8 protein-coding genes are annotated in these 14,312 nt (G+C 57.5%); 5 read left to right on the top strand and 3 right to left on the bottom strand.

The features are described from left to right. Positions 1 to 781: 781 nt before the first annotated feature. The 4 genes from CGL56_RS15825 (at position 782) to CGL56_RS15810 (ending at position 5,506) form a co-directional block, all read left to right on the top strand. A complete protein-coding gene (locus CGL56_RS15825) occupies positions 782 to 2,152 on the top strand; it encodes a hypothetical protein (protein WP_099107554.1) in 1,371 nt (456 codons plus the stop codon). A gap of 10 nt (positions 2,153 to 2,162) precedes the next feature. Then, positions 2,163 to 3,815, top strand: coding sequence for a BCCT family transporter (locus CGL56_RS15820; protein WP_099107553.1), 1,653 nt, complete (start codon positions 2,163 to 2,165; stop codon positions 3,813 to 3,815). 2 nt (positions 3,816 to 3,817) lie between these two features. Continuing rightward, a complete protein-coding gene (locus CGL56_RS15815; protein WP_099107552.1) occupies positions 3,818 to 4,732 on the top strand; it encodes a universal stress protein in 915 nt (304 codons plus the stop codon). A gap of 90 nt (positions 4,733 to 4,822) precedes the next feature. Then, on the top strand, positions 4,823 to 5,506 hold the full coding sequence (locus tag CGL56_RS15810) for a site-2 protease family protein (RefSeq protein ID WP_099107551.1): 684 nt from the start codon (positions 4,823 to 4,825) through the stop codon (positions 5,504 to 5,506). Positions 5,507 to 5,579: 73 nt separating this feature from the next. Here CGL56_RS15810 and CGL56_RS15805 read toward each other — a convergent pair whose 3' ends face one another. From CGL56_RS15805 to CGL56_RS15795, 3 genes are all read right to left on the bottom strand, one after another. Further along, positions 5,580 to 7,937, bottom strand: a complete 2,358-nt coding sequence (locus tag CGL56_RS15805) for an APC family permease (RefSeq protein WP_099107550.1) — start codon at positions 7,935 to 7,937, stop codon at positions 5,580 to 5,582. A gap of 4 nt (positions 7,938 to 7,941) precedes the next feature. After that, positions 7,942 to 11,187 carry a glycosyltransferase family 117 protein gene (locus CGL56_RS18495; RefSeq protein WP_245184169.1) on the bottom strand — a complete coding sequence of 1,082 codons (3,246 nt, stop codon included), beginning with the start codon at positions 11,185 to 11,187 and terminating at the stop codon, positions 7,942 to 7,944. A 227-nt stretch (positions 11,188 to 11,414) separates the two neighbouring features. Further along, on the bottom strand, positions 11,415 to 12,524 hold the full coding sequence (locus tag CGL56_RS15795; protein WP_099107549.1) for a M42 family metallopeptidase: 1,110 nt from the start codon (positions 12,522 to 12,524) through the stop codon (positions 11,415 to 11,417). Between the two features lie 167 nt (positions 12,525 to 12,691). Between CGL56_RS15795 and porX the strand changes: the two genes are divergently transcribed. Next, complete coding sequence (porX, locus tag CGL56_RS15790; RefSeq protein ID WP_099107548.1) at positions 12,692 to 14,248, top strand: T9SS response regulator signal transducer PorX; 1,557 nt, start codon at positions 12,692 to 12,694, stop codon at positions 14,246 to 14,248. Positions 14,249 to 14,312: the final 64 nt, after the last annotated feature.

The raw sequence follows: 14,312 nt of genomic DNA, 5'->3' as shown, positions 1-14,312 counted from the left end.
ACTGAGTGGGTCGTCGGGCCTGTGGCCCGGCGTGGCATTCGGTACCGGCCGGAGCTTCCACACGCCACGTGGAAGAGGGAAAAAGTATCTCCTAAATCACCTCGGCCATCCCCCCGGACCTCGAAGCGTCGCCTGGCGCAGCTACAGGACCTTCGAGCGTCCCCCTCACCGTGCGCCACCGGAAAAACCACCGGGGCACGGAGGTGCACTGAGTGGGTCGTCGGGCCTGTGCCCGGCGTGGCATTCGGTACCGGTCGGTGCTTCCGCACGTGGTGCAACTGCCTGAAGACAACTCCCAGATCACTACGGCCATCCTCCCGGACCTCGAAGCGTCGCCCGGCGCAGCCGCACGACCTTCGAGCGTGCCCCTCACCGCGCCACACCGAGCAAACCACCGAGGCACGGAGGTGCACTGAGTGGGTCGTCGCGCCTGTGCCCGGCGTGGCATTCGCTACCGGCCGGTGCTTCCACACGCCACGTGGAAGAGGCAAAAGGCATCCCCCAAATGACCACGGCCATTCCCCGGACCTCGACGACTCGCCCGCCTTAGGCGTAGTACACTACCGCCGTCGCAATACGGCAAATCGCTAACCCGGTACGAGAAAAAGGCGGCACGCCTCTTCTCTCTGGTGAAGCTCGGCGCTGTCCGGGTGTTCCTTTTCACGTATTTTCAAACAAACTATATAATGTTTAAACATTCTCTTGCTTTCCGCGAAACATTTCCACCAGGGACGGTATGTAAGAAGAGGAAGGTGTCAATTTTTCAGGTAAAGCGAATATCATGAGATTACTTTTTCTTCTGACAGTAGGCCTGCTTGCTTTTGTGCTGCCACTGAAGGCCCAACAAGATACCGTGCAGGTAGAGCAAGAAAAGAAGGTTTATAACATCCTCATCCCTTTTCTCAGGATAACTAAAGATCCGGGTCTGAATAATGCAAGAACAAAAAAAGACCTGGAGTATACCAGTAACATCGAAGAATCAGGGACCACGGAGGAAGAGGATTATCTACGGATAGGAGGGGCCTTGCGCTACAACTATATCTATACCCATTATGAAGGAGAAACCTTCCCTTTAGGTGCTGCGTTAAGAAACGATTTTACCATGGACACCTGGCGGTTAAATGTGAAAGGGCAGAATAACGGTATACTCCTTTCTTTTGAATACCGCTTCTATCCTACTTTCAATACCCATTTTATCCAGCACGGCTGGCTGGGTTACAATTTTACCGACAAAGACCAACTCCAGGTAGGGGTAACACAGGTTCCTTTTGGAAATTTAAAATATGCTTCCCACTCCTGGTGGTTTCAGACCCCTTATTATGTCGGGCTGGAGGATGATTACGATATGGGACTGAAGTGGCACAGGCAAATACCAAACTGGGATTTCCATCTTGCTTACTTTTTGCTGTATGAGCCAAGGGGTACTTCAGAGCCCTCTTTCGGTGCATTGTCTGCAGCGCGCTATTCTTACGATGTAGTGCCTGTACCCGGAGAAAGTAACCTGGAGCGTAACCAGTTTAATGTCCGGGCCGTGCGCCATCTGGGTAACACAAGTGTAGGGGTGTCCCTGCAGCGGACCGGGATATTCAACCTGGTAACTGAAAATGTGGGCAACCAGTTTGCCGGATCCCTTCACCTGGATGGCACCTACAACCGCTGGAACCTGAATGCCGAATATATTTATTACAATTATTCTAATGTGAAGAACGATGCTGGGGAGGAGTTGAAGGTCGTTCAAATGGGCGCTTACGGCTTCGGCACCTACGATGTGGCGGCAGAGGCCTCCATGTATGTAGTCGGACTGAGTTATTCGATCCCTGTAAAATGGGGCCCGGTTTCCAACGTGACGGTATACAATGATTATACCTATACCCAGAAACACAAATCCGTAGAGATAAACGGGCGGCAGTTCGGCTTTCAGCAAACCCAGCAAAATGTATTCGGCGCCTTGATTACGGCAGGTAGCGTGTATACCTATGTGGATTTAGCCATGGGGCAAAACCACCCCTGGATCACCAACGACTTCGGGGGGGCGGATTTGGGCGTAGGAAACCTTGAGGATGTTAGTGAGCCCATGTCCGACACGAACCCGCCGGATGAAAGCCCGGAGTGGAATACACGCTTCAACATCAATATTGGATACTACTTTTAATAATTTATAAATGGTAGGAAAAGACAAGCAGGAGAACCCAACTCCAACCGAAGGACTCAAAGAAACCAAGAAGCTCTTTGATATCCATGGCCCGGTATTCTGGCCGGCAGCTGTGATTATTGTGTTGTTTATTGCAGTGACGCTAGTGGTGGGAGAGCCTATGAAACAGGTATTTGCTGATATTCAGGAGGGGATATCTGGTTTTGCTGGTAGTTTCTTTGTACTGTTGGTGAATTTATTCTTGTTTTTCACGCTCTACCTTGCCTTTAGCCGCTTTGGAAAGATTCGTCTGGGAGGGAAAAATGCAGAGCCAGAATTTAGCACCCTGGCCTGGTTTGCCATGCTCTTCAGTGCGGGCATGGGCATTGGTATCCTGTTTTGGAGTGTGGCAGAGCCTATTTATCATTTTCAGTCTCCGCCGATCAGTGGGGTAGGCGAAACTAGAGAGGCAGCCATAGAGGCTATGGGTTTTACCTATCTGCACTGGGGCCTGCATGCCTGGGGAATTTATGCATTAGTGGGCATGGCCCTCGCCTTCTTTTCGTATAACCGCAAGCTGCCACTCACCATTCGCTCCGTCTTTTATCCCATCCTGGGGAAACGAATTTATGGGTGGCCTGGAAATCTAATTGATGTGCTGGCAGTGGTAGCCACCCTTTTTGGCCTGGCCACCTCCCTGGGGCTGGGCGTAAAGCAGGTAAATGCGGGGCTGAACTACCTTTTTGGAATAACCGATTCTCCCCTCACCCAGGTAATTCTTATCGGTATAATTACCGTGATGGCGACAGCCTCTGTAGTGTTAGGAATTGATAAAGGGGTACGGGTGCTTTCCGAATGGAACATTCGTATTGCTGCAGTTTTTCTCCTCTTTATGATCATTCTGGGCCCCACGCTCTTTATCGTCGATTCCTTTACCCAAAATACTGGTTATTACCTTCAGAACTTCTTTACCCTTGGCTTTTGGACTGAGTCTTACCAGCAAAGCGATTGGCAGAATAGCTGGACGGTATTTTACTGGGCCTGGTGGATCAGCTGGTCACCATTCGTGGGCATGTTTATTGGCCGGATTTCACGCGGCCGTACGGTGCGGGAGTTTGTGCTGGGGGTATTAATCGTGCCGACCATCTTAACCTTTTTATGGTTATCTGCCTTTGGTGGGTCGGCTATTTTACTGGAACTGACCGGAAGCGATGTGATCTCTGCGGCCGTAACGGACAATGTAGCAACGGCCCTTTTCGTACTGCTGGAGCAGTACCCCTTTTCCTTTGTTACGTCTTTGGTAGGGGTATTATTGGTCACCAGCTTTTTTGTTACCTCTTCTGATTCCGGTTCGTTGGTTATTGACAGTATTACATCGGGGGGTAAGCTGGATGCTCCGGTAGGACAGCGTGTTTTCTGGGCCTTTACCGAAGGAGGCGTTGCTGCGGTTTTGCTGATTGGCGGCGGACTGGGAGCTTTACAAACCGCCGCCATCACCACAGGCCTTCCTTTTGCCCTGGTGCTGCTGGTGATGTGTTACAGCCTGTACCGGGGACTGAAAACGGAGCTGTTACAGGAGGAGGAGCTTCAGAAGGAAAAAGATAAACGCGGTTATGAGAAAACGCTTTCCGACCTGGTAACACGCCATCAGAAAAAGAAAGCAGAAACGAATAAACAGGAATAGATATGGAGATTAAAAAGCTATGTATTTTCCTCGATTTAACTGGGATGGATGCGGTAATGATTCGCTACGCCTCCTTCTTGGCTGATCTGCTCAAAGCGGAAAAGACCTTCTTTGTTCATGTGTTTGAATCCACCGAATTGCCGGGCGAAGTGTCTACGCTTTTTCCTGAATTGGATGAGCCTATCGACCAGGTGATAGAAGAGGAACTGGTCGACCAGGTAAACAGGGAGTTTTCCTGTACCAGCTGTGCAAAAGAGGTGAGGGTACAGAATGAAGACTCCATTCCTGTTCTTCTGGAATGGGCGCAATCAGAAGACGTAGACCTAATGGTTTTGGGAAACAAGCGAGCCATTAAAGGCAGCGGCACTTTTGCTCGTAAAATAGCCAAGCTATCCTATACGTCTGTTTTACTCCTTCCTGAAACCGCCCGACCCAGTGTAGATAAAATACTGGCCCCCATTGATTTTTCCCAGTTTTCCCGGGTTGCTTTTCGCCAGGCCAAACATATCGCTGATCTCCGGCAGGCAGAGCTGATTTGCCTGCATGTCTATAAACTCCCTACGCAATATTTTCCTTTTCTGTCGGCTACAGATAAAAAATTGAAGGATTCTACTGAGAAGCACATTAGCAAAGAGCTGGAAAAGTTTTTAGGCAAACTAAAACTTGATGATGGAAAAGCCCGCTGCGAACCGCTTATTGACGAAAAAGGAGATGTAGCCCGTACCATCTATGACTTTGCCGTAACCAATGCCGTCGACCTCATCGTACTGGGGCCAAAAGGCGGCTCTCATGGAGAGTACATTTTGATGGGGAGTGTCTGTGAAAAGCTGATGAATTACAACAACAACATCAAAATGCTGATCGCCAAGGATAAAAAGGAACATGAGAGTCTACTTTCCGAGATTTTCGGTGGATAAAAGCATGAAATAGCACCGGGCGGATTCAGCTTGGTATCCCCTGCGGATTTGTTTAACTGCCATATGCGGTGTGCTACATCTAACAGGCCTATGTTTGGAATAAACGACCTCCCAAAGTTTTTTTTAGCCTTTTTTCTTGTCCTTCCCGTGATTGCATTTCTGCACGAGTCAGGACATGTATTTTTTGCCTGGTTAATGGGCGGCAAAAATATTAAGGTTAGTATTGGTACCGGAGATGTCGTGTTTCGCCTGGGTATGCTTGAAGTTCGCAGGTATTTCTTTTGGTATGGAGTATGTACTTTTGAGAACCTGAAACGTAACAGGCGCTTTAGTAATATTCTTATCTTTTCAGGGGGTGCATTATTCAATGCCATATCAGCAGTAGCCGTCATCCTGTTAATAGAGAATAACTGGCTGGAGCCAACTATATTCACCTATCAGTTTACTTATTTCTCTTTTTATTACATATTCTTTGCCCTCCTGCCTATGCCATATCCCGGAGGAAACTATAGCGATGGGAAGGTAATTCTTGACCTTGTCCGTAATAAAACAGAGGTCGTAAGCCACAAAACCTACCGGATACAGTGGAACAAAGAAAAGGAGCGTTGGCTTGTACTGGATCATAACAAAAACCTTGTTCAGGCTTTTGAGGAGGAAGAACAAGCCTTAAAAAAAGCCCAGGAGGTGGCACAAAAGAACCGCCCCAGCCGACTGCTTAACAGTATAGACGGGAAAGAAGTAGAAGTGCATAATTACCCAAGATTACCATTGTAGTAAGGCTTAGGTGTACCCGGCGTAGTACGCAGTTACGGTTGGATGGAAGTGGCGCGGGACTCCAAAGTGTCGCCTACCGCAGCTGCACGTCTTCCGCGGCGTGGACGAACAGCACGTTGCCGATCTCGTCGTAGCCGGCGAAGAGGTCCTTCTTCATTCGCTTGAGAGCCTCGTCGCGGAAGCCGAGGATGACCAGGTCGGCCTCGCCGGATTTACTGGCGATGACGCTGCGGCTGTCGGTGTTGTCGAGGCGGCCGAGCACCTCGATGTTGTTGCGGCTGATGGGCAGCTTGCCGGTTTCGATCAGGTCGTAGAGGCGCTGCTGCTCGGCGGCGAGCTTCGATTCCTCGAAGACGGCGAACAGCTTTATCTCGGCATTTTTCCAGTCGCTGTGGCCGGTCATCACGTAGGCCAGCAGGATCATTAGATTGCTGCTTTCCAGGTGGGCGCGGGTGATCCAGATGTGGATGGTGCGTTTGAGACCGAAGCCCCGCTCCGACAGTCCCAGGATGCCGATGTTGAAGTCGACCGACTTGATGAGCTTGAAGTTGTCGATGATGTCGTCGAGCCCTTCGCCGCCCCGCTTGGAGTACTCCAGCAGCAGCAGGTTGTTCTCCGTGCCGGCGATGCCGGGGAACTGAATGATCTGGGCGATGGCCGAGGTATAGGAGGGCGACACGATGGTGTCCACGTAGATGCGGCTGTCGGTGGCCTCGGCCATGCGGATGATGCGCTGCTTGGTCACCGCGGCGGCCTCGGAGGTTTCGTGGCTCAGGTAGCCGTTGATGTAGTGGAGGTAGGTGCCGAAGCCGTACTTCTGCGACAGCCACCGCAGCAGGTCAAAGGCCCCCAGGCGGGTGAAGGTAGCGTCGCTGACGGCGATCACGCTGGGGCGCCAGCTCTTCTTTTCCTCCTTTTCGGCCTTCTGGAGGAAGATCTGGATGCGGCGGCTGACCTGGAAGATCACCCCCTGGAAGATGAGGGCCAGGCTCCGCTTGTCGGGATTGCTGTGGGTGATGTACAGGTACAGCAGGCCAATGAGCACCACGGCCGCGGCGGCGTAGGTGGAGTTCATGAAGAACATCAGCCCGAAACAGGCGATGGCCCCGAAGAGGGAGACGTACCACTTGGAGCGGAAGGTGGGACGGTAGCTCGGATCGGCGGCGAAGTGGTTGAGGAAGCTGATGAGACAGAGCGAGCCGTAGGTCACCATGAAGAACATGGAGATGATCTCGGCCACGCTGTCCAGGGCCCCAAGCAGGATGAAGAAGGCGGCCACCACCACGGTGATCAGGCTGGCGTTGTAGGGCTCGTTGCGGGCGCCCTTGCCCCGGGCCAGGAACTGGTTGATGCCGGTGGCCGGGAAGATGTTGTCGGCGGCGATGGCCTGCAGGGTGCGAGGGGCCACCAGAATGGAACCCAGGGCCGAGGAGATGGTGGCCGCGGCCAGTCCCAGGGGGATGATCCACCAGCCCTGCCAGGCGATGTCGGCCATGATCAGGTTGCTGGTGTCGGCCAGGGCCTCGGGGGGAGCGCTGTCGGCCAGTTTCCAGGCCATGAATATGTAGACGATCATGCCCCCGATGGTGGCGGCCAGTGTACCGCGGGGGATGGAGCGGCCGGGGTCGCGCAGGTCGCCGCTCAGTCCCACCCCGGCCGTCATACCGGTAAAGGCGGGAAAGATGATGGCGAAGACGGTAAAGAAGCTCAGTTCGGGGATCACCGGGGCGGCGGGCACGGGTGCCGGGGGCGGCGCGGCGCGCATTACCTCCTCGGCGCCGGGGTAGTAGGCTTCTTCCAGTGCGCTGTCGCGGGCCGCGGGGGTGGTGTCGGCCACCGCGTCGCCCGCGCGGTCGAAGAATTCCACCTCGTGAGTGCGGGCGTAGTCGGTGGTGCCCACGAAAAAAGCCAGCAGCGAAAGGGCCAGGGTGGCCACTACGAAGTAGAGCACCTTGACGCCCAGGTCCGCCCCCTTGGTGAGGATCAGCAGGGTGAGCAGCAGCAGGGCCGGAATCCCGATCGTCTGGGGGTAGCCCAGTAGTTGGTCCACCCAGGGCAGGAGGACGTAGGTCTCCCGTACCCACTCCAGCAACGGCTTGAAAGCCTCGGTGAAGGCCATGATGTAGAAGGCCACCGAGATGGCCTGCGACATATACAGCGCGATGCCGATGGTGGAGCCGATCACCAGACCGAAAGAGCGGCTGATGATGTAGTACTCCCCACCACCCTCCACCTTCTGGTTGGTGGCGATCTCGGCGATGGCCATGGCCGTGGGGATGGTCACCGCGTGCCCGATCAGGATGATCCCGATCGTTCCGGCAAGCCCCACCATGCCCACCGCGAAACCGAAGCGGAGGAACATGATCGCCCCCAGGATGGTCGAGATGGCCGTAAAGAATACGGGAGCCGTGCCGAATTTCTGCTTGTTCATGGATTTAGCCCGGGGAGGCTCCTTCGACCAGGTAGAGGTAATCGGCCAGGATGTCTTCCACCTGCTGCCGCAGTTCGGCGTCGTCCTGGTTCCTCAGCTGGAGGAGGAGTTGCTGGGCGATGTACTGGCCGCGGCGGTTGTCATAGTCATAGCTGTTGGCCAGGGTCTGCTGGTCGAGGCTGGCGAAGTAGTCGAGGCGGTCGGCGGTGTTCTCGGCCAGTTGCAGGACGACGTCCCGTGCCCGGTCGATGTTGCCGGTCTGGAAGTAGGGGGCCAGCATCGTGAAGGCCTCGAAGTAGAACGGGAAGTTCATGTTCGGGAAAGCCTCGAAGTACTTGTCGCCGACCTCCAGGGCCCGCTCGACGTCGCCGCGGCGCACCAGTTCGTTCATGGTGCGCAGCATCACCAGCTGCATCGACTGGATGGCCGGGGAGTAGCTGGTGTTGACGTGGGTATTGACCTGGTCGAAGTTGCCCCACAGCCATTCGTTCATGATGAGGTTGTAGTTCTTGTCGACGTCGATGCCCCCCAATGCGGTATTGCCCTGGGCCTGGACGGCCTGCTGCTCGGTGGGGGTGCGGGTAGCGGTGAGCTGGAGGGCCAGCCCCTCGAGCTGCATGTAGTCCTGGAGTCCGAGGAACTTCGAAGGCTGGGCCGTCACGGCGAAGTAGATGGGCCGCTTGTAGTAGTTCGAGTTGATGATGTCCAGGATGGCGATCTCGTCCTTCTGCAGGGAACGGGGGTCGATCTGGATGGGGATGCTCTGCACCACGGGCTGGCCGGCGGGGGTGAGCCAGGGGGCCTGGGCCAGGCGGCCCGGATCGACGCGCAGGCTCACGTTGCAGGTGGAGTAGGTCGTCTCGATGATGCGCCCGCCCTGGGTGGCCAGGTTCTTGTCGGTGGCCAGCTCGTTCATGAACTCCTCCAGGCTCACCTGGGGGCCCTGGTCGCAGGGGGCGTCCGGATTGCGGGGGTTGTAGTACTGGATCTGGTTGCGCAGCCGGCCGCGGAGCTGGTCCTCGGTGAGCTGGAGGTCGATGACCGGTGAATCGTTCATCTGGTAGCGCAGCAGGTCGATGTACCAGTCCACGGCGATGAGGCTAAGGTTCACCACCCGCACGTCGGTGCGGATGCCCTCCACCTCCTGGGCGTACCAGAGGGGGTAGGTGTCGTTGTCGCCGTAGGTGAAGATGATGGCGTTCTGGTCCACCGACTCCAGGAAGTTGTGGGCGTAGTCGCGGGCCGCAGTATGCTGGGAGCGGTTGTGGTCGTCCCAGTTCTGGCTGACCATCACGATGGGGGCCGAGAGCACCAGGGCCGCGGCGCCGAGGGCGGCCACCGTGCCGCGGGCGCGGAACTGCCGCTTCACGAACTCGTAGAGGGCCGGTACGGCCATGCCCATCCACATACAGAAGACGAAGAAGGAGCCCACCAGTACGTAGTCGCGCTCCCGCGGTTCATTCGGGGGCTGGTTGGTGTAGATCACGATGCCGATACCAGTGATGACGAAAAGCGTCAGCAGGGCCAGGAATTCCTCCCCGCGCTTGCCGGAATGCCAGAAGAGCCCCAGCAGGCCAAAGAGGAAGGGGAGCAGGAAGTAGGTATTGCGGGCCGGATCGTTGCGGAAGTCCTCGGGCAGCTCGTCGAGGTTGCCCAGCCGCAGCTCGTCGAGGAACTTGATGCCGGTGATCCAGTTGCCGCTGCTCTTGTCCCAGGAGAAGTAACCCTGGTCGCCGTTCTGCCGGCCGCTGAAGTTCCACATGAAGTAGCGCCAGTACATCCAGCCCAGCTGGTAGTTGACCATGAACTTCAGGTTGTCGGCCATCGATGGGCGGCCGTAAGGGAGGGGCTGGGAAGGGTCGAGCCCGAGCCACCGCTTGTAGAGGCCGGGGCGCCCCTGGGTGCCGTCGGCCATACGGGGGAAGAGCATCTGCTTGTCCTCCTCGTAGCGGGGGGTGATCTTGTAGTTGGTGTATTCGTAGCGGCCGTCGACCAGTCCGTAGCGGTCCTCCACGTCGGTGGCGATGACCTGGGCGTCGAAGTGGGGGCCGAAGACCAGACTGCGCTCGCCGTACTGCTCGCGGTTCAGGTAGGGCAGCAGGCTGGTGACGTTGTCCGGGTTGTTCATGTTGACCGGCGTCTTGGCCTCGGCCCGGATCACCACCACCGCGATGACGCTGTAGGCAATCAGGATGGAGGCGATGCCCATGGCCGCCAGCTGCACGCCCTGGTCCTGGTGGCGGTGGGCGTAGCGGAAGGCGAGGTAGAGCAGGCCGCCGTAGGCCAGCAGGGTGGGTACGATGCCGATGTGGACGGGCAGCCCGCTGTTCACCAGCCCGATCTCGAACCAGTGCCAGACGGAAGGCACGCCGATGATGACCAGCGTCTGGATGATGCCGATCATCAGGACTCCGGTGCCGGCGGCAACGATGAACTGCGCCCACTGCGGCAGTTTGCGGCCTCCCAGGAAGTAAGTGGCACCCGCGACCGCGCCAATCCCCATCAGCTTGGCCGTAAAGGAAGCCGACGTAAGGAGGATGCTGGCCGCGAAGAGGTAGCCCACGATCTTGCCCACCCGGGTGAGGAAGAGCTGGCCCCGCTCGCGCAGGTAGAACAGGATGGTGATAAAGGGCAGCACCAGGATGCTGAGCAGGTGGACGCCGCTCGACAGCCCAATACAGAAGATGCTGAAGATGAGCCAGCGGTAGGCCACGTGGTCGCGGTCGGACGGGGTGGTGTAGTACCGCATGGCCGCCCAGACGGTCATACAGGTGAAGAAGAACGAAAGGGCGTAGACCTCACCCTCCACCGCCGAAAACCAGACAGAGGTGGTGAAGGCGGCCGCCAGACCAGCCACCAGTCCGCCCCCGGCTACGGCTACTACCTGTCCGCCACCCACCTCGGCGCGGTCGTCGCGGCCGGTAAGGGAAAGCAGGCTCAGGCGAATGGTCGACCACGCCACGAAGGTGGCCCCGAAGGCCGTGGAGAGGGCCGACATGCCGTTGACGAAAGCGGCAATGAAGGAGGGATCGTCGGAAAGCAGGTCGCCGAGGCCCGCAAAAAGCCGGCCGATGAGCAGGAAGAGGGGTGCCCCGGGGGGGTGGACGACCTCCAGCTTATAGGCGCCGAGGATGAATTCCCCCACGTCCCAGAGGCTGCCCGTACGCTCTACGCTGAGCAACAGGACGGTCGCCGTAATAATGAAAACGACCCAGCCGGTGAGCTGGTGGAGGCGGTGAAGTTTACCCATGACGGAAAGCTTGGAAAAAGTCGAAACGCCGCAAAGCTAAGAATAATTAGGGCGCAGCGCGGGCCCGTCTGCCAGCCTGCTTTTCGGCCGCGCACTTACCGCCAGTCGAAGCCGAAAGCGGCAGGTCCCATTGACCAAATTCTGGCTCGATGCCCTCTAACCCAGGCCGCAGGCCGTCTAACCCTAGGCCGCAGGCCGTCTACCTCAGGCCGAAGGCCGTCTAATCCCTAAATCCAACTAAAATCCCCCCCAATCCCCCGATCCGGGTGCTCGCCGTCGCCATGAGCGGCCGTGAAATCCCAGTCGTAGGTATCCAGTTCCAGCAGCCCGGCGGTGAGCAGGTCGATGCAATGGCCGATGTCTTGCTGGCTGGCCATCTCGATGGTCTGGTGCATGTTGCGCAGGGGGATGGAGATGGCCCCGGCGATGCAGCCCTTCTTGCCGTACCGCTGGATGGCCGCCGTATCCGTGCCCCCGGCGGGCAGGAGCTCGAGCTGGGTCGGAATGCCCCCCCGCCCGGCCACCTCCTTGAGGTAGTTGACCATGCGGTAGTCCGAAATCACCGACCCGTCCAGGATCTTGATGGCCGCCCCCTCCCCGAGGCAGGTGACGCTCTCCCGGGGGGTGCTGCCCGGCACGTCGTAGGCAACGGTCACGTCGAGCCCGAAGCCGAAGTCGGGATCGATGTGGCCCACGCTGCCCATGGCGCCCCGCAGCCCTACCTCCTCCTGGACGGTGAAGGTGGCGTAGAGATCGTAGGGAAGTTCTTTACCCTTCAGCCGCCGCAGGGTCTCCAAAAGGATGAATACGGATACGCGGTTGTCGAGCGATTTGCCGGTGACGCAGTCGCCGATCTCGATGAGGTCGCGTTCGCGGGTGATGGGGTCGCCTACCGATACGAGGCGGTCCACCTCCTCCTTGGGCAACCCCAGGTCGATGAAGTAGTCGCTGATGGGCACCACCTTGTTGCGCTCCTCGGTCTTCATGATGTGGATGGGCTTGCTGCCCATGACGCCCACCAGGTCGCGGCGACCGTGGACCACCACCCGCTGGGCGGTAAGGGTCTTGGGGTCGAAACCACCCAGGGGCAGGAAGCGCACGAAACCCTTCTCGTCCACGTGGTTGACGATGAAGCCGATCTCGTCCATGTGGGCGGCCACCATCACCCGCTTGGGGCTGCGGCCCTGGCGGACGGCGATGACGTTGCCCATATTGTCGATACTGACCGAGTCGGCCAGGCCCCGAACTTCCTCCAGGACGAGGTTGCGGATGCGGCGTTCAAAGCCGGAAACGCCGGGGGTTTCGCAAATTCGCTTGAGCAGGTTCAGGTTATCCATCTGGGTTTTTTTCGGGGGAGGGCAAAAATAGGCTATTGTCCAAACAATATTTACGCGGGTGAACATGCACATCCGTCGCCCTGCCAACCCAACCGCACTATAAACTCCGTCCCGCCGTTAAGCGTACAGTTACTTCACTCCCTTCCCCCGGGTAAATACAGAACTCTATGGACAGCATCAAAATCCTTTGGGCCGACGACGAAATCGACCTGTTCAAGCCGCAAATGCTCTTCCTGCGCAAGAAAGGCTACGAGGTGGTCACCGTCACCAACGGACACGATGCCCTGGAAGAGGTGGAAACCGACAAGGAGATCGACATCATCTTCCTCGACGAGAGCATGCCCGGCCTGACGGGGCTGGATACCCTGGCCCGGATCAAGGAGATGCAGCCCTCCATCCCCGTGGTGATGATCACCAAGAACGAGGCCGAGGACGTGATGGAGCAGGCCATCGGCAGCCAGATCGCCGACTACCTGATCAAGCCCGTCAACCCCTCCCAGATCCTGCTCACCCTGAAGAAGATCGTCGACGAGAAACGCCTCGTGCGGGAGAAGACCACCAGCGACTACCAGCAGGACTTCCGCCAGCTGCTCATGCAGATCAACAGCGGACTGAACAAGGAGGAGTGGGTGGATATGTACAAGAAAATCATCAACTGGGAGCTCAAGCTGGACGACAGCAACAGCGACCAGATGGGGGAGATCCTGGCCGTGCAGAAGCGGGAAGCCAACGCCGAGTTCTCGAAGTACATCGAGCGCCACTACATGGACTGGGTGGAGGGCAACGACGCCCCCATCATGTCGCACAACCTGATGCGGGAAAAGGTCTTTCCCCACCTGAGCAAGGACCGCCCCACGGTGATGGTGCTGCTCGACAACATGCGCTACGACCAGTGGAAGGTGATCGAACCCTACATCACCGAGCTCTACCGCATCGAGGAGGAGGACTACTTCTACAGCATCCTGCCCACGGCCACCCAGTACAGCCGCAACGCCATCTTCGCCGGCATGTGGCCCGCCGAGATCGAGAAGCACTACAAGCAGTGGTGGTTCAACGACAGCGACGAGGGCGGCAAGAACAACCACGAAGCCGACCTCCTCGGCAAGCAGTTCGAACGCCTCGTCCGGAAGGCCGACTTCAAGTGGGACTACACCAAGGTGACCCGCACCAACTTCGCCCGGCAGATGCAGGACCGCGCCCTGGACTTCCTGAACAACGACTTCAGCGTCATCGTCTACAACTTCATTGACATGCTGAGCCACGCCCGCACCGAAATGGAGGTGCTCAAGGAACTGGCCGGCGACGAAAAAGCCTACCGCAGCCTCACCCGCAGCTGGTTCGAGAACAGCCCCCTGTGGGCCACCCTCCGCCGCCTGGCCGAGCGCGACATCACCCTGATCATCACCACCGACCACGGCACCATCCGCGTCAATACCCCCAGCCGGGTGGTCGGCGACCGCGATACCAGCACCAACCTGCGCTACAAGCTGGGCCGCAACCTCCAGTACGAGGCCAAGGACGTCCTGGAAGTGAGGGAACCCAAGGAAGCCAAGCTGCCCCGCCCCAACCTGAGCAGCAGCTACATCTTCGCCAAGGAGGACAAGTTCTTCCTCTACCCCAACAACTACAACTACTACCACAACTACTACCGCGATACCTTCCAGCACGGAGGCATCAGCCTGGAGGAGATTGTTTGCCCGGTGGTACGGCTCCGCACCCGCTAGAATGCGGCCTCAGGCCGCGCCAGTACAACGCGGCCTCCCGGCCGCGCTAGCACAATGCGGCCTC

The sequence above is a fragment of the Neolewinella marina genome (assembly GCF_002631205.1).
GTDB lineage: Bacteria > Bacteroidota > Bacteroidia > Chitinophagales > Saprospiraceae > Neolewinella > Neolewinella marina.
Note: the sequence above shows the minus strand (reverse complement) of the source record. Positions and strands in the feature narration are given on the sequence as shown.

Excerpts from the sequence above, each read along its gene's own strand:
- CGL56_RS15820 (WP_099107553.1), top strand. The coding sequence starts at position 2,163 with ATGGTAGGAAAAGACAAGCAGGAGAACCCAACTCCAACCGAAGGACTC.
- porX (WP_099107548.1), top strand. The coding sequence starts at position 12,692 with ATGGACAGCATCAAAATCCTTTGGGCCGACGACGAAATCGACCTGTTC.
- CGL56_RS15825 (WP_099107554.1), top strand. The coding sequence starts at position 782 with ATGAGATTACTTTTTCTTCTGACAGTAGGCCTGCTTGCTTTTGTGCTG.
- CGL56_RS15810 (WP_099107551.1), top strand. The coding sequence starts at position 4,823 with ATGTTTGGAATAAACGACCTCCCAAAGTTTTTTTTAGCCTTTTTTCTT.
- CGL56_RS15805 (WP_099107550.1), bottom strand. The coding sequence starts at position 7,937 with ATGAACAAGCAGAAATTCGGCACGGCTCCCGTATTCTTTACGGCCATC.
- CGL56_RS15795 (WP_099107549.1), bottom strand. The coding sequence starts at position 12,524 with ATGGATAACCTGAACCTGCTCAAGCGAATTTGCGAAACCCCCGGCGTT.
- CGL56_RS15815 (WP_099107552.1), top strand. The coding sequence starts at position 3,818 with ATGGAGATTAAAAAGCTATGTATTTTCCTCGATTTAACTGGGATGGAT.
- CGL56_RS18495 (WP_245184169.1), bottom strand. The coding sequence starts at position 11,187 with ATGGGTAAACTTCACCGCCTCCACCAGCTCACCGGCTGGGTCGTTTTC.